Genomic DNA, 14,815 nt, shown 5'->3' on the forward strand with positions numbered 1-14,815 from the left:
GGTGACGGAAGGGGGATGACTCAGGGCGCCGGGATCAGCGCGGGGCGTCGAGCGCCGTGTCGTCGGCGAGGCCGACCGACACGATGGGCACGGCCGTGCCCTCGGCGAGCCGGTAGTTCGCGCCGACGATCCCGAGGCGTCCCTCGGCCACGGCGGCGCTGATCAGCTCGGAGGACTGGATCAGGTCGGCGACCGTGTTGCGCAGGTGCTCTCGGCCCACCAGTTCGGCGTCGATCTCGTCGGGACGGGTGACACCGGTCGCCGCGACGACCTTGCGCGCGGCGGGCACGATCGGGGCGATGAGGCGCCAGATGTGCGGGGGGAGCGGGGCGGCGTCGATCGCCGTCCCGTCGATCGCGGCGCGCACGGCGCCGCAGCTGTCATGCGCGAGCACGACGATCAGCGGGACCCGCAGGATCTCCACCGCGTACTCCAGGCTCGCCACGATCGACTCGCCGAGGACCTGGCCGGCGTTGCGGACCACGAACAGGTCGCCGAGGCCCTTGTCGAAGATGATCTCGGCGGCGAGGCGGGAGTCCGCGCAGCCGAACAGGGTCGCCATGGGCGCCTGTCCCTCCGCGAGCTCGTGACGCTTGCCCACGTCCTGGTGCGGGTGCTCCGGGCGGCCGGCGACGAAGCGACGGTTTCCCTCGAGCATCTCCTGCCACGCCTGGTCCGGGGTGAGCTGAGTCGTCATTCATCCTCCTGACGCGCGTCGATCTGCGCGAGCTGTGGTTCCAGTCCCTTCGCGATCCGGGCGGCGTCGTCGGCGCTGAGCGACCCGTAGATCAGCACGTAGTCGTCCCCGGCGGGTGCGCCGAGCGCGTACGAGACGTTGCCGTTGTCCGCGGGGCGGGCGATCGTGAAGACCTCCCATTCGCGCCCCTCGATCGTGACCCGGTCCTTGGGGGAGGCCCCGTTGAGGGGAATCGCGGCCCAGGCCGGTTCGGCATCGATCGCCTGAGCGATCCGGGCGAAGCCGCGCGCCGTGTCGCCGGTGGGAGCCATCGTCACGTCCCAGACGGTGTACGCGCCGCCGGAGAGCTCGGCCTTGTTCACCCGCCAGTTCTTCGGCACCTCGGGCACGACGACCGGACCGCCGACGGCGGTCTCCGCGTCCTTCGCGATGGCGGCGAGGTCGATCGGCGGGCGCTCGCCGGGCTCGCCGCGGGGGACGATGAAGACGATCACGAGGACGACCCCGAGGGTCACCAGCATGGCGGCCAGGAGGTTGCGGAACGTCTGGCTCGACCGGTACGCGGCGGAGGAGGCGGCCTTGCGGTCCGCCGTCTCCTGGGGGGTCTCGGGGCGGCCGAGCTCGGCGACGACGGGGGCGGAGGATCCGCGGGAGGAGCGGCTCACGACGCGGACACCTGCCCGTTCGCGCCTTCCCTGGCCGATTCGAGCCGGCGCTTGGCTCCGAGAAGCCACTCCTCGCAGCGCGCGGCCAGCGCTTCGCCACGCTCCCACAGCGCCAGCGAGTGCTCGAGGGTCGGAGCGCCCTGCTCGAGCTCGGCCACGACACGCACGAGCTCGTCGCGGGCCTGCTCGAAGGTGAGGGTGGCGGGGTCGGCGGTGCCGCCCGCCGGGGCGGTCTCGAACTCCTCGCTCGCGCTCACCCCTTCATCCTACCGGCGCGGTTCGGACATCCGATCCGGGGCGGAGCCCGCCTCTGTGGCGGGTGCCTCCGGTCGTTCCCCCTCGGACACGGCATCGACGGAGCCGTGGTCGAGCGTCACCGTGATGCGGGTGCCGGCCGGGGCCTGGGCAGCGTCACGGAGGATCACGCCGCCCTCCCGGTGCGCGATCGCATAGCCGCGTGCCAGCGTCGCGGCGGGGGAGAGCGCCCGCAGAGACGCGCGCAGCTCGGCCGTGCGCCGCGAACCATGGTCGACGCCCCGGACGACGGCGTCGCGCCCGCGGGCCACGAGCAGGTGGATCTCCTGCGCGCGACGCTCGATCAACGGCTCCGGAGAGCGCAGCACGGGGCGGGAGCGGAGCTGTTCCAACTGCGCGATGTCGTGCGTCAGGCGCTGGGTCAGCCGCGTCGTCGCCCGGGCGCGCAGCTGCGCCACGAGCGCACGCTGCTCGCCGACGTCGGGGACGACGCGCTTGGCGGCGTCGGTCGGGGTCGAGGCGCGCAGGTCCGCCACGTCGTCCAGCAGCGGGTGGTCGTTCTCGTGCCCGATGGCGCTGACCACGGGCGTCGTGGCGGCAGCGACGGCGCGGATCAGGCGTTCGTCGCTGAAGCCCAGGAGCGTCTGCGGATCCCCGCCGCCGCGGGCGACGATGATCACGTCGACCTCCGGGTCGGCGTCGAGCCGCTTCAGCGCCGCGAGCGTCTCCGGCACGCATCGATCGCCCTGGACGGCGGCGTGCACGGTGCGGAACCGCACGTGCGGCCAGCGCAGCTCGGCGTTGCGGTGCACGTCCTTCTCCGCGTCGGAGTTCTCACCCGTGATGAGACCGATGACGTGCGGGAGGAAGGGGATCGCCCTCTTGCGGGACGCGTCGAACAGGCCCTCCTGTCGCAGCTGGACCCGCAGCCGCTCCAGCCGCTCGAGCTGATCGCCCAGGCCGACGTGCTTCATCATCGAGACGGCGAAGCTGAAGTCGCCCGCCTTGACGAAGTAGTCCGCCTTCACGGCCGCGACGACGTGGTCGCCCACGCCGAGGTCGGACGGGATGCGCGCCCGGACGCTGGACCAGATGCGGATCGAGATCTGTGCGTCGGAGCGGGTGTCCTTGAGCCGGGCGAAGACGTTGCCGCCGCGGAAGTTCCAGGAGGTGATCTCCCCCTCGACCCAGACGGTGTTCCATCGCGCGACGAAGTCGCGGATCGTGGCGTTGAGGCGGGCGACCGACGTGGGGGCGTCCGGCGTGGAGTCGCGCGGGGCGACGGCGTCGGCGGGCGGCGGCTCGCCGGGCACGTGCGCGGCCTCGAAGGAGGTCATGTCCAGGTCCTCCTCGGGGGAAGCGCCGGTAGGATCGGCATTGTGACTTCGACTGCTGTTGCGCTCCCCGTGCCGCGGGTGCCGCGCGAGCGCCGCGCCGAGCGGGCGCGTCTTCAGGATATCCCCGTGGACGGACACAAGCGGGTGCTGCTGGCCGCGCCCCGGGGGTACTGCGCGGGCGTGGACCGCGCGGTCGTCGCCGTCGAGAAGGCGCTGCAGCGGTTCGGCGCACCGGTGTACGTGCGCAAGCAGATCGTGCACAACATCCACGTCGTCACCGAGCTCGAGGCCCAGGGCGCGATCTTCGTCGACGAGGTCGACGAGGTCCCCGAGGGGGCGCACGTCGTCTTCAGCGCGCACGGCGTCTCTCCCGCCGTCGTGAACGCCGCCGCGGATCGGGGCCTGCACGCCATCGACGCCACGTGCCCGCTGGTCACCAAGGTCCACCGAGAGGCCGTGCGCTTCGCCCGCGACGACTACGAGATCCTCCTCATCGGCCACGACGGGCACGAGGAGGTCGAGGGCACCGCGGGGGAGGCTCCCGAGCACGTCACCATCGTGAACTCCCCGGACGAGGCGGACACCGTCGAGGTGCGCGACCCCTCCAAGGTCGTGTGGCTGTCGCAGACGACGTTGTCCGTGGACGAGACGATGGAGACGGTGAACCGGCTCCGCGCCCGGTTCCCCGAGCTCCACGATCCGCCCTCCGACGACATCTGCTACGCGACGCAGAACCGGCAGGTCGCGATCAAGAAGGTCGCCAAGGACGCCGATCTGGTGATCGTCGTCGGATCCGCGAACTCCTCCAACAGCGTCCGCCTCGTCGAGGTCGCGCTGGAGTACGGGGCCCGCGCCGCCTACCGCGTCGACTACGCCGACGAGGTCCGCCAGGAGTGGCTGGACGGCGTGACGACCGTCGGCGTGACGAGCGGGGCCTCCGTCCCCGAGGTCCTCGTGCGGGAGGTGCTGGACGCGCTCGCGGAGGCGGGATACGGCGATGTCGACGAGGTCCGCACCGCCGAGGAGGACCTGATGTTCTCCTTGCCGAAGGAACTGCGTCAGGACGTGTCGGGCCAGCGCGACGACCGCGCGCTGGGCGGACGACTCCGATGAGCGCCGACGGATCCGAACCGACGCTGATCGGATCCGTGCAACGGGCGCTGCGCCTGGTCGACATCGTCGCGAACTCGCCGCGGCCGATCCCGGTCAAGCTGCTGGCCCAGGCGACCGGCCTCACCCCGGGGACGACATACAACCTCGTGCGGACGCTGATCCACGAGGGCTACCTCGCGACCGAGCCCGACGGCCTCGTCCTCGGCGCGCGCTTCCCGGCGTTCCAGGACGCGGCGCCGGCGCGCGGCGTCTTCCTCGCTCAGGTGCGTGCGGCGCTGCGGCAGGTGGCCGAGGATGTCGGCGCGACGGCGTACCTGTCCCGTTTCGACGACGGCGAGGTGCATCTCGTGGACATCGTCGACGTGGACCACGACCCGCGGGTGGAGCTGTGGGTCGGCATGCAGGACGGTGCGCATGCGACCGCCCTGGGAAAGCAGATCCTGTCGGTCCTGCCGCAGGACGAGCGCATGGACTACCTGGCGCGGCACCCCCTGGCAGAGCTCACCCCGCGGACCATCAGCGACCGTGAGCGGCTGTTGGAGCAGCTCGAACGCTCGCGCCGCTGGACGGTCGAACGGGGGGAATACGCGCTCGGGTTCACGTGTCTCGCGGTGCCGGTGCTCGCTCCGGGGATCATAGCCTCCCTCGCGATCTCGGTCCGGGCCGACGGAGAGCATCCCGTGGGCGAGGACGTGATCGCGCGACTGCAGGATGCGGCGCGCCAGCTGTCGGTCGCGCTGGGCACCGCCGGGCTGTCGGGGCGCGGGCAGTTCACTATCTGAATTCCTGGCTCTCGTGCAGGAATGAGGAGAGCGCTATCCTTGGTCGCACGACGTCGTAATCGCGTCCACGGGAGGGTCAGCGTCCCCAGCGCTCCTGATCCCTGAGCCCCGGGAGTCCCCAGCCCCCGGGGCATTCTTCTTTTCCGGCCCGGCCGGTCGAGCGGGTGCACAGGCCACCACGGCTACGATGTCGGGGTGTCCGATCCCCGACCCCAGTACGGCGAGTACGCCACCCCGGAGGAGCAGCGCCGTCGCGCAGGCCTGCCCGAGGAGGTGACACCGCCCCCAGCAGCCACGGTGGCGCCCGCCACTGCCGCCCCGGCGACCGCGGCACCGGCCCCGACCGACAGGGCCGCTGCGCGCACGCCGCGGCCGGCGGATCGACTGATCACCATCGCGCTCCTCGCCTACGGGCTGGTCAACGTGATCATGTCCGTGATCTCGTACTCCGACGTGTCGCGGCTGATGAGCGAGAGCATGCGGATCCTCGGCATCGACGGCGAGTTCACGAACTACGAGCAGGGGCGGCTGTGGGCGACGATCGCATCGATCGTGCTCATCGTCGGGTGGACCGCGACCGCGGCGTGGGCGGTGACTCGTCTCCGCCGTGGGCGCACCTCGTGGTGGGTCCCGCTCGTCGGGGCCGTGGTGTCGACGGTCCTCGCGTCGATCTGCCTCAGCGTCGCCCTGCTGGGCGACCCGGCCTTCCTGGCGTACCTCGGCGGTGCCTCGACCCGCTGACCGCGCGGAGGGCCGGCGCGGGTGCGGACGGCCGCTCAGACGCTCCCCTCCCACACCGCGCGGGCGCCCGCATCGCCGGTCAGGATCACCAGGACGAGGGTCCCGATCGCGCTGACGAGCGCGGCCGCCGCGATCACCACCCGCACGGGACGGGGCCAGGCGGCACTCTCCTCCGACGGGTCGGGCCGACGGCGGTCCGCGATCCACACGGCCATCCCGGTCGGGGCCAGCGAGATCGCCCAGGGGATGAGCATGAGCGCGAGCGCCTCGTGACGCTGGACCGCCGGGGCGCGGCCGACGGTGTCGGCGAGGGACCCGCCGGTCGCCGCCGTGAGCGGGATGAGCACGGCCACGAGGACGGCCGCCGCCGGCAGTGCCGCACCCACACGGCGTCGTGCGGCGGGCCACAGCGCGCAGACGATGAGCGCGATCGCGGTCAGCGGGGTGAGGACGACCGCGGCATGCACCAGCAGCGGATGCAGCGGCAGTCCGGCGAACGAGGCGGCCTCCAGCGGCGTCATCGCGTCCATACTGAGAGAACGACGCACACCGCGTCCGGGTTCAGATGAACCGCCGGCGCTTCCGTCTCGTGTCACAGAGGGAGGCGGACTGTGGAAGACGACGAACGGCTCGCGGCGCTCTACGACGTGCACGCCGGGCCCATCCGGCGCTACGTCGTGCATCTGACCGGCAACGCGTCGTCGGCGGACGACGTCGTCCAGGAGACGCTGCTGAGGGCGTGGCGGACGCCGAGGATCCTGGAGCAGGAGGCGGCCACCTCGCGCGCCTGGATGCTGACCGTCGCCCGCCATCTCGTGATCGACGAGGCCCGGAGCGCCCGGCGCCGCCACGAGCGCGCGGTTCCGGAGGTGCCCGAGGGCACCGCGCCGGACGACACGGACCGCCTCATCGACGCTCTGCTCATCGAGGACGCGCTCGCCGCGCTGAGCGCGGAGCACCGGGCCGTCATCGTCGCGGGCTACTTCGGCGGGCGCAGCGTGGAGGAGATCGCGGGCGAGCTCGGGATCCCGAAGGGGACCGTGAAGTCGCGCATGCACTACGGACTGAGAGCGCTGCGACTGGCACTGCAGGAGAGAGGGGTGACCCGGTGAGCGGGGAACACGAACGCTACGCGACCTGGGACGCCGCCTATGCGATGGGGGCGTTGTCCGCCGCGGACCGATCCCGGTTCGAGGCGCACCTGGCGCACTGCGCGCGGTGCCGGACCGCGGTGTCCGAGCTCACTCCGGTGGTCGGACTGCTCTCCCGGATCCCCGCCGAGCGGGCGGAGAGCCTGGGCGCCGCGCCGCGGGACCCCGCCGCCGATCGGCTCCGTGAGATCGCCCGGGCGCGACGGCGTCGCCGACAGCGCCTCGTCTGGGCGGCCGCGGCCGTCGCCGCCGCGGTGGCCGTGGCCGTGCCGATCGCCCTCGTCGCCCTGAGCCCGCACCCCGCGGTGTCCGTCGCTCTGGAGCCGGCGGTCTCCGTGCCGGTCACGGCCACGGTCGAGCTGACACCGGTCGCCTGGGGCACACGGATCGACATGGAGTGCGCGTACGGGGCGAATGCGCCCGATGCCGGCTGGACCTACGTGCTCACGGTGATCGACGCCTCCGGCGCGGCGACGGAACTGTCCACGTGGACGGTGGAACCGGGCCGTACCGCGCGGGTGTCCGCCGGCGTCGCCGAACGGCTGCCGGACATCCGAGCGGTGGAGGTCCGCAACGCCGCCGGCGATGTCATCCTGCGCCAGGACCTGGAGACCGAGCGGATCGGATGAACCGCGGGCCGTGTCGTCTCGTTTCACCGGTGACGCTTCACGGCGGAGCGCGGGAAGGACGAGATCATGCGCAGGACACTCGCGATCGGGGCGCTCGCCCTCGGAATGCTCCTGGCGGGCTGCGGCTCGCCGGGAGCGGCGGAGACCTCGGCGCCTCCGGCCTCGGATGCCGGCGGGTACGGCGACGCCCCCTCCTCGGGTGCGGACCTCATGCTCGCCGAGACGGCGCTCGGGGAGATCGTCGTGACCGCCGACGGAATGACGGCGTACGTGTTCGACAAGGACACCCAGGGCGCGGTCGAGAGCGCGTGCACCGGTGCGTGCCTCGGCAACTGGCCGCCGATCCTCGCCGCCGGATCCGAGCCGGTGGGGGACGGGATCACGGGTGAGCTGGGCACGATCGACGCCCCGGACGGGAAGAAGCGGATCACGCTGGACGGGTGGCCGCTGTACACCTTCGCCGGGGACGCGGCGGCCGGGGACGTCGCCGGGCAGAGCGTTCAGGACGTGTGGTGGGTGGTGGACGCGACGGGGGCGAAGGTCGGGGGATGAACGACACCGCGCCGCCGGGTGATCCGGCGGCGCGGTGGTCCCGGCTCTCCGGGATCAGGTCGGTCGGCGCCGCTGCAGCGGCACGCGAACTCAGCTCTGGGACTGGCCGTACGAGCCGAGCTGACGGGTCGACTCGACGACCCGTGCGGCCATCGCGGTCTCGGCGACCTTGCCCCAGGCGCGGGGGTCGTAGAGCTTCTTGTTGCCCACCTCGCCGTCGACCTTCAGCACACCGTCGTAGTGGGAGAACATATAGCCCGCGATCGAGCGGGTGAAGGCGTACTGCGTGTCGGTGTCGATGTTCATCTTGATGACGCCGTTGGCGACCGCCAGGGCGATCTCCTCGTCCGTCGAGCCCGAGCCGCCGTGGAAGACGAGGTCGAGGGGCTTCGCGTCGGTACCGTACTTCTCCGCGACCTGGGCCTGGATGTCGCCGAGCAGTTCCGGGCGCAGCTTGACGTTGCCCGGCTTGTACACGCCGTGCACGTTCCCGAAGGTGAGCGCCGCGATGTAGCGCCCGTGCTCGCCCAGACCGAGGGCCTGGACGGCCTGGTCGACGTCGGCGAAGGTCGTGTAGAGCGCGTCGTTCGAGCCCTCGTGACGGACGCCGTCCTCCTCGCCGCCGACGACGCCGATCTCGACCTCGAGGATCGCGTTGATGTTCTTCATGCGGGGGAGGAGATCCTTGGCGATCTCGATGTTCTCGGCGAGCGGCACCGCCGAGCCGTCCCACATGTGCGACTGGAAGATGGGGTTGCGGCCGGCCTTGACCTCTTCCTCGGAGGCGGCGATGAGCGGCTCGACGAAGCCGGCCAGCGCGTCCTTCGGGCAGTGGTCCGTGTGCAGCGCGACCGTGACCGGGTACGACTTCGCCACCTCGGTCGCGTACTTCGCGAAGGCGAGGGCGCCGGTGGCGCGGGCCTTCACGGTGTGCCCGGCGAAGTAGTCGGCGCCTCCGGTCGTCACCTGGATAATGCCGTCCGATCCGGCCTCGGTGAGGCCCTGCAGGACGGCGTGGATCGTCTGCGAGCTGGAGACGTTGAACGCGGGGTAGGCGAATCCGCCCGCCTTCGCGCGATCGAGCATCTCTGCGTACTGATCCGGGGTGGCAACGGGCATGGCATCTCCTGTGCTGAGCGACGGGGTCAGTGCCACTCTATCGCCGCAGATCCGCGTGATCCGATCCGTTTCGGACGCCGTCGAACCGTCAGAACTTCGGTGCGCGAAAGAAGCGTGTTTCTTTCGGTCGACGTGGGCGCAAAAGCCGCGATCCCTGCGCGCTCTGCTTCTAGGCTGGCGGCATGGTGACCCCCGTCGAGAAGACCGCCCCTGCCGATTCGTCCTCCTCTGCGGAGCTGAGCCCCCTGCGTCCCGACCGCAACCTGGCCCTGGAGCTGGTGCGTGCGACGGAGGCGGCGGCGATCCGGGCGGTGCCGTTCATCGGGCGCGGCGCCAAGGAGGCCGCGGACGGCGCCGCCGTCGACGCCATGCGGGCGTTCCTCGGGACGGTCGACTTCGACGGCCGCGTCGTGATCGGCGAGGGGGAGAAGGACAACGCCCCGATGCTCTTCAATGGCGAGCAGGTCGGCACCGGGCGCGGGCCCGGATACGACATCGCCGTGGATCCGATCGACGGGACCTCTCTGACCGCCGCCGGACGCCAGAACGCCCTGTCGGTCATCGCGGTGTCCGACCGGGGCACGATGCTCGATGCGTCGAGCATCTTCTACATGGACAAGCTGGTCACGGGTCCCGCCGGCGTCGGCGTCGTGGACATCCGCCTCCCGATCGGCGAGAACATCCGTCGTCTCGCCGCCGCGCTGGAGAAGCCAGTGGAGGAGATCGTCGTCTCGGTCCTCAACCGTCCGCGACACGACGACCTCATCCGCGAGATCCGTGAAGCCGGTGCCGGGACCCGCCTGATGAGCGACGGCGACGTCGCCGGGGGGATCAACGCGGCCCGGCATGGTGCGCGCACCGACATGTGCGTCGGCATCGGGGGCAGCCCCGAGGGCATCGTCACCGCCTGCGCGATCAAGGCCCTCGGCGGGCACATCCAGGGGCGGCTGTGGCCGCGGGACGACGAGGAGCGCCAGCGCGGCATCGATGCCGGTCTCGACATGGACAAGGTCTACGAGGCCGACGACCTCGTCCGCGGCAACAACACGATCTTCGTCGCGACGGGCGTGACGGACGGGCAGCTCGTGGCGGGCGTGCGCCGCGAGGGCGGCTACCTCTACACCGAGAGCATCGTGCTGCGCAGCCACTCCGGGACGCTGCGCCGCATCGCCTCGGAGCACCTCGTCTCCAAGTGGCTCTGAGCCGGTACGGCGCATCGTCGGGGAGTGATCGAGGCCGGCCGGGGAGCCGAACGAGTCGGTGATCGCCGGTCGGTCGTCCGCGGCATCGTTATCGAGCCGAAACAGCCTTCACATCGTGGCGCGGGGACTTCCCGGCTGAGCCTGGCACAATAGGTCCCGCCTGCAGCGCATCGGGAGGGCTCCGGTCGCGCGCGACGAGAGGGGCGAACGGATGGCTTCCGAGAACGTGTACCGGCAGACCTCGGTCACCGACACCGGCACCGTCACCGTCATCGAGATGGACGCGGCGCGTCGGCCCGATGTGCTTTTCCGCGTCCGCAGGCCCGAGGGCCAGGAGATCAGCGCCTGGTGGATGATCGGTGCGTTCGTGCTCTTCTCCGGCGCAGTGATCGCCCTCCTCAGTCTCGTTCCCGGCGGGGCGTGATCTGCTCCGACTCCTGACCCGACTCCCCGGCACTCGTCAGGTCGTTCGCCCCGTGGTCGTCCGCCGCGTGGTATCGGTTCTCCTCGTCACCCGGGTCCGCCGGGTCCAGCCTCGTGCGGAGCTCCCCGAGGTCCGCGGTGATCAGAACCGTCTGATCGCCCTCTGACGCCGCGCTCGGTTCTTCTGCGCTGAAGGTCAGTTCTTCGGCGCTGAACCGGCGCGTCGCGTCGGTGATCCTGGCCGGCTCGGCGAGGGCGGAGGCGTCGACACCGGGGAAGCGCCGGGCGGTGACGAGAACACGGCTCTCCAGGGATCCGGCGAATCGGTTGTAGCTGTCCACGGTCCGCTCCAGTGCCCGCCGGAGGTCGTCGGCGTGCCCCGCGAGCGTGCCGAGGCGGTCGTATAGCTGGGTCCCGAGGGAGAGCAGCGCCCGAGCCTCGTGAGACACCTCCTGCTGGGTCCAGGTGTAGGCGACGGTCTTGAGCACGGCCCAGAGGTTCACCGGTGAGGCGAGGGCCACACGGCGCGAGAAGGCGTAGTCGAGGAGCGTCGGATCCTCGTCGATGGCGGCGGCCAGGAGCGATTCCGTGGGCAGGAAGCAGATGACGAACTCGGGCCCGGCATCCAGCCCTCCCCAGTAGGCCTTCTTGGCGAGCGCGTCGACGTGGGCTCGGACCGCGCGGACGTGCTGCTGCATGAGCGTCCGGCGCCGTGCGTCGTCGGTCCCGGACAGCGCGCTTGCCTCCAGATAGGCGTCCAGCGGCACCTTGGCATCCACGGCGATCGACGCGCCGCCGGCCAGGCGGATCACCATGTCCGGGCGGCCCCGGCCACGATCGGACGTGATCGTCGCCTGCAGGTCGAAGTCCACGTGTCGGGTCAGCCCCGCCGCCTCCACCACGCGGCGGAGCTGCGTCTCGCCCCACACACCCCTCGTGGCGCTGGAGCGCAGCGCGCCGGCGAGGGACTCGGTCGTGGCGCGCAGCGCCGCATCGGACTCCTGCGCGAGGCGCAGCTGCTCGCTGAGCGCACCGAACTGCGCGTGGCGGTCCTGTTCGAGCGTGGAGACCTTCCGCTGCATCTGCTGCAGGGACTCCGCCACCGGCGCGAGGGCCGTGAGCACCGCGTTCTCGCGCTGCGCTCGATCGGCGGCGACGCGCTGCTGCTCACGCGCGTGCTCGACCGCGTCCCGATACAGGTCGTACTGGCGATCCCTGTCTTCGCGAAGCGCGGCGGCCTCGGCGGTGAGCCCGGCCACCGCGGACGCGGATCGGGCACGCGCCGCGAGCCAGCCGAGACCGGCGCCGACGGCGAGGGCCACGAGGGCCACGACGACGATGGTTGCTTCCATGCGCCCATCCTGAGCGGTGCCACCGACATCGGCGGGTTCGGCTCGGTTTCGGGGCGGCAGTCGGGGCTTCGGGGTCCGCTTCGGGGGGTGATCACCCCGAGATGCGCCCCAGAACCGGCATCGGGACTCGAAGGACTCAGGCGACGGCGCGCGCGGGCTCCGGCACGGGCGCCGGAGCGATCCGGACGCCGACCGCGTCGGCGAGCTCCTCGATCGTGCGGGAGTCGTTGCGACGGGCGGCGTCGATGACGATCTGCGCACAGGCCCGTGCATCGGCGAGGGCGTCGTGGTGCGGGAACTCGCCGAACCCGGCGGCGGCCGCGGCTCGGGGGAGCCGGTAGGAGTCGAGGTCGTAGACGCGGCGAGCCACGTTCAGACTGCACAGCGAACGATACGGCGGCACGGCGTCGCCGGTCGCCTCACAGGCGCGCCGGAGCACGTTCAGGTCGAAGCCCGCGTTGTGCGCCACGAGGACGTCTGCGCCCGCGAAGCCGCACAGGCGATCGAGCTGATCGCTCCATGCGGGGGCATCGGCGACCTGATGCGCCTGGATCCCGTGGATCCGCACGTTCCACTCCTGGAAGTGGTCGTGGCCCGCGGGCGGGCGGATCAGCCAGCCCGCCGTGGCCACCACCTCGCCGTCGCGGACGCGGACGAGCCCGACCGAACAGGCGGATGCGGGGGAGGAGTTCGCCGTCTCGAAGTCGATCGCGGTGAAGTCCAGGGGCACGTCCCCAGCCTCCGTCCGAAGACCCCGCCCGGCGTTCAGGCGCGCCGGGTGACCGTGGATCGGCGCGTAGGCTGACGCCATGGGATCGGAGCGCGCGACGAGTTTCGGGTCGGAGAGCGGAAGCTACGAGACCGGGCGCCCCGATTACCCGGCGGAGGCCGTGGCCTGGCTCCTCGAGCCGCTGGGCGACGGCCCGCGTGCGGTCGTGGACATCGGCGCCGGAACGGGCAAGCTCACGCGCGGCGTGCTCGGGCTCGGCGGCGTGACCGTGACCGCCGTCGACCCCGATCCGCAGATGCTCGCCGCGCTCCGGGCGCGCACACCCGCCGTGCCCACGGTGCGGGGGACCGCGGAGGCCCTTCCTCTGTCGGACGCCGTCGCCGACGCCGCCGTCATGGGGCAGGCCTGGCACTGGGTGGAGCCGGTGGCGGCGTCCCGCGAGGTCGGGCGCGTGGTGCGGCCCGGTGGCGTGCTGGGTCTCATCTGGAACGTGCGCGACGAGCGGGTCGCGTGGATCCGGCGGCTCACGGCGATCATGCACGGCAGCGCCGCCGAGCGGATGATCGCCGAGAACAGCGTGGTCGTCGCCGATCCTTTCGGTCCGGTGGAGGAGCGGCGATGGGAGTGGACCCGCGCGATGACGCGTGTCGAGCTTCACGCCATGGCTCGCTCGCGCAGCTATGTGATCACCGCCTCCACGGACGAGAAGGACCGGATCCAGCGGGAGATGGACGCCCTCTTCGACGAGCTCGGGCTGGCGGAGAACGAGACCCTCGACATGCCGTACGTCACGGTCGCCTATCGCGCGATCCGCGGATCCTGAGGCGGGCCCCGCGCCGGTAGACTCGTACCCCGTGGCTCTCACCATCGGAATCGTCGGACTGCCCAACGTCGGCAAGTCCACCCTCTTCAACGCCCTCACCAAGAACGACGTGCTCGCGGCGAACTACCCGTTCGCGACGATCGAGCCGAACGTCGGCGTCGTGAACCTCCCGGACGCGCGGCTGGACGTGCTCGCCGGGATCTTCGGGAGCGAGCGGATCCTCCCGGCCACGGTGTCGTTCGTCGACATCGCCGGGATCGTGCGCGGGGCGAGCGAGGGGGAGGGGCTGGGCAACCAGTTCCTGGCGAACATCCGCGAGGCCGATGCGATCGCGCAGGTCGTGCGCGGCTTCGCCGACGACGACGTCGTCCACGTGGACGGCGAGATCAACCCGAAGGGCGACCTGGAGACGATCAACGCCGAGCTCATGCTCGCCGATCTCCAGACTCTCGAGAAGGCGATCGTCCGCCTGGAGAAGGAGGTCCGCGGGCGCAAGACCGACCCCGTCGTCCTCGAGACCGCCAAGGCGGCTCAGGACGCGCTGGAGCGCGGACAGCTCCTGTCCGTGTCGGGCATCGATCTGGCCCCGATCAAGGAGCTGGGCCTGCTCACGTCCAAGCCCGTCATCTTCGTCTTCAACGTCGATGAGGCGGTGCTCACCGACACCGCCCGCAAGGCGGAGCTGGAGGCGCTGGTCGCCCCGGCGAAGGCGATCTTCCTGGACGCGAAGATCGAGTCCGAGCTCATCGACCTCGACCCGGAGGACGCGGCGGAACTGCTCGCCTCCACGGGCCAGGAGGAGTCCGGGCTCGACCAGCTCGCGCGCATCGGCTTCGACACCCTCGGGCTACAGACGTACCTCACCGCCGGGCCCAAGGAGGCGCGCGCCTGGACCATCGGCAAGGGCTGGAAGGCCCCGCAGGCCGCCGGCGTCATCCACACGGACTTCGAGAAGGGCTTCATCAAGGCGGAGGTCATCTCCTTCGACGACCTGGTGGAGACCGGCTCGGTCGTGGAGGCCCGCGCAAAGGGCAAGGCGCGCCTGGAGGGCAAGGACTACGTCATGCAGGACGGCGACGTCGTGGAGTTCCGCTTCAACGTATAGCGCAGGAAAGAAGGAGCGACACGCTTACATGAGCGTCTCAGCTGCGTGTACTCCCACGACATCTCGGTTGCCGGGAGCGAACCGCGGCGTGACCCGTGACCGTGTCAGCGCCTCGCTCAAAGCGCGCTTCGCGCGAGAG

The 14,815-nt window shown here is 71.5% G+C and carries 18 protein-coding genes; 10 read left to right on the forward strand and 8 right to left on the reverse strand.

Features of this window, described 5'->3' with window-relative positions; all coding sequences use genetic code 11:
• Positions 1–34 precede the first annotated feature (34 nt).
• The 4 genes from V6R91_RS14165 to xseA are packed head-to-tail and all read right to left on the reverse strand — an operon-like array spanning position 35 to position 2,954.
• Positions 35–697 carry a carbonic anhydrase gene (locus V6R91_RS14165; RefSeq protein WP_067250216.1) on the reverse strand — a complete coding sequence of 221 codons (663 nt, stop codon included), beginning with the start codon at positions 695–697 and terminating at the stop codon, positions 35–37.
• Positions 694–1,362: a DUF4245 family protein gene (locus tag V6R91_RS14170; RefSeq protein WP_336395800.1), complete on the reverse strand. Its 669-nt coding sequence runs from the start codon at positions 1,360–1,362 to the stop codon at positions 694–696. Before V6R91_RS14170 ends, V6R91_RS14165 begins: the two co-directional genes overlap by 4 nt.
• Entirely contained in the window at positions 1,359–1,619 is a 261-nt protein-coding gene (locus V6R91_RS14175) for an exodeoxyribonuclease VII small subunit (protein WP_336395801.1), read from the reverse strand. Before V6R91_RS14175 ends, V6R91_RS14170 begins: the two co-directional genes overlap by 4 nt.
• Before the next feature lie 9 nt (positions 1,620–1,628).
• Positions 1,629–2,954 (reverse strand): exodeoxyribonuclease VII large subunit, encoded by a 1,326-nt coding sequence (gene xseA, locus V6R91_RS14180; protein WP_336395802.1) that lies wholly within the window; start codon positions 2,952–2,954, stop codon positions 1,629–1,631.
• 69 nt (positions 2,955–3,023) lie between these two features.
• Here xseA and V6R91_RS14185 point away from each other — a divergent pair, with 69 nt between their 5' ends.
• The 3 genes from V6R91_RS14185 to V6R91_RS14195 all read left to right on the forward strand — a co-directional run bounded on the left by V6R91_RS14185 (position 3,024) and on the right by V6R91_RS14195 (position 5,590).
• Positions 3,024–4,067, forward strand: coding sequence for a 4-hydroxy-3-methylbut-2-enyl diphosphate reductase (locus V6R91_RS14185; RefSeq protein ID WP_378821807.1), 1,044 nt, complete (start codon positions 3,024–3,026; stop codon positions 4,065–4,067).
• Entirely contained in the window at positions 4,064–4,849 is a 786-nt protein-coding gene (locus tag V6R91_RS14190) for an IclR family transcriptional regulator (RefSeq protein ID WP_271062005.1), read from the forward strand. Before V6R91_RS14185 ends, V6R91_RS14190 begins: the two co-directional genes overlap by 4 nt.
• 195 nt (positions 4,850–5,044) lie before the next feature.
• On the forward strand, positions 5,045–5,590 hold the full coding sequence (locus V6R91_RS14195) for a DUF6264 family protein (RefSeq protein WP_271062004.1): 546 nt from the start codon (positions 5,045–5,047) through the stop codon (positions 5,588–5,590).
• 35 nt (positions 5,591–5,625) lie between these two features.
• Here V6R91_RS14195 and V6R91_RS14200 read toward each other — a convergent pair whose 3' ends face one another.
• Positions 5,626–6,111: a DUF2231 domain-containing protein gene (locus tag V6R91_RS14200; protein ID WP_336395803.1), complete on the reverse strand. Its 486-nt coding sequence runs from the start codon at positions 6,109–6,111 to the stop codon at positions 5,626–5,628.
• Between the two features lie 90 nt (positions 6,112–6,201).
• Here V6R91_RS14200 and V6R91_RS14205 point away from each other — a divergent pair, with 90 nt between their 5' ends.
• The 3 genes from V6R91_RS14205 to V6R91_RS14215 all read left to right on the forward strand — a co-directional run bounded on the left by V6R91_RS14205 (position 6,202) and on the right by V6R91_RS14215 (position 7,922).
• Positions 6,202–6,702: a sigma-70 family RNA polymerase sigma factor gene (locus V6R91_RS14205; RefSeq protein ID WP_336395804.1), complete on the forward strand. Its 501-nt coding sequence runs from the start codon at positions 6,202–6,204 to the stop codon at positions 6,700–6,702.
• On the forward strand, positions 6,699–7,370 hold the full coding sequence (locus V6R91_RS14210; protein ID WP_336395805.1) for a zf-HC2 domain-containing protein: 672 nt from the start codon (positions 6,699–6,701) through the stop codon (positions 7,368–7,370). The genes V6R91_RS14205 and V6R91_RS14210 overlap by 4 nt, the downstream gene beginning before the upstream one ends.
• Before the next feature lie 66 nt (positions 7,371–7,436).
• Positions 7,437–7,922, forward strand: coding sequence for a COG4315 family predicted lipoprotein (locus V6R91_RS14215; protein ID WP_336395806.1), 486 nt, complete (start codon positions 7,437–7,439; stop codon positions 7,920–7,922).
• 90 nt (positions 7,923–8,012) lie between these two features.
• Here the strand turns inward: V6R91_RS14215 and fbaA are convergent, their stop codons facing one another.
• Positions 8,013–9,041 (reverse strand): class II fructose-bisphosphate aldolase, encoded by a 1,029-nt coding sequence (gene fbaA / locus V6R91_RS14220; RefSeq protein WP_336395807.1) that lies wholly within the window; start codon positions 9,039–9,041, stop codon positions 8,013–8,015.
• Positions 9,042–9,223: 182 nt separating this feature from the next.
• Between fbaA and glpX the strand changes: the two genes are divergently transcribed.
• Positions 9,224–10,243 carry a class II fructose-bisphosphatase gene (gene glpX, locus V6R91_RS14225; RefSeq protein WP_067247511.1) on the forward strand — a complete coding sequence of 340 codons (1,020 nt, stop codon included), beginning with the start codon at positions 9,224–9,226 and terminating at the stop codon, positions 10,241–10,243.
• A gap of 211 nt (positions 10,244–10,454) precedes the next feature.
• Positions 10,455–10,667, forward strand: coding sequence for a UDP-N-acetylmuramyl pentapeptide phosphotransferase (locus tag V6R91_RS14230; RefSeq protein ID WP_067247508.1), 213 nt, complete (start codon positions 10,455–10,457; stop codon positions 10,665–10,667).
• Here V6R91_RS14230 and V6R91_RS14235 read toward each other — a convergent pair.
• Entirely contained in the window at positions 10,642–12,018 is a 1,377-nt protein-coding gene (locus V6R91_RS14235; protein WP_336395808.1) for a DNA recombination protein RmuC, read from the reverse strand. The two genes, V6R91_RS14230 and V6R91_RS14235, sit on opposite strands and share 26 nt — an antisense overlap.
• 136 nt (positions 12,019–12,154) lie before the next feature.
• Positions 12,155–12,748, reverse strand: coding sequence for a 3'-5' exonuclease (locus tag V6R91_RS14240; RefSeq protein ID WP_336395809.1), 594 nt, complete (start codon positions 12,746–12,748; stop codon positions 12,155–12,157).
• A gap of 79 nt (positions 12,749–12,827) precedes the next feature.
• On the opposite strand from V6R91_RS14240, the gene V6R91_RS14245 reads away from it, so the two are divergent.
• Positions 12,828–13,571: a class I SAM-dependent methyltransferase gene (locus tag V6R91_RS14245; RefSeq protein ID WP_336395810.1), complete on the forward strand. Its 744-nt coding sequence runs from the start codon at positions 12,828–12,830 to the stop codon at positions 13,569–13,571.
• Positions 13,572–13,602: 31 nt separating this feature from the next.
• A complete protein-coding gene (gene ychF / locus V6R91_RS14250) occupies positions 13,603–14,676 on the forward strand; it encodes a redox-regulated ATPase YchF (protein ID WP_219085113.1) in 1,074 nt (357 codons plus the stop codon).
• Positions 14,677–14,815: the final 139 nt, after the last annotated feature.

This window comes from Microbacterium sp. CCNWLW41 (assembly GCF_037083505.1).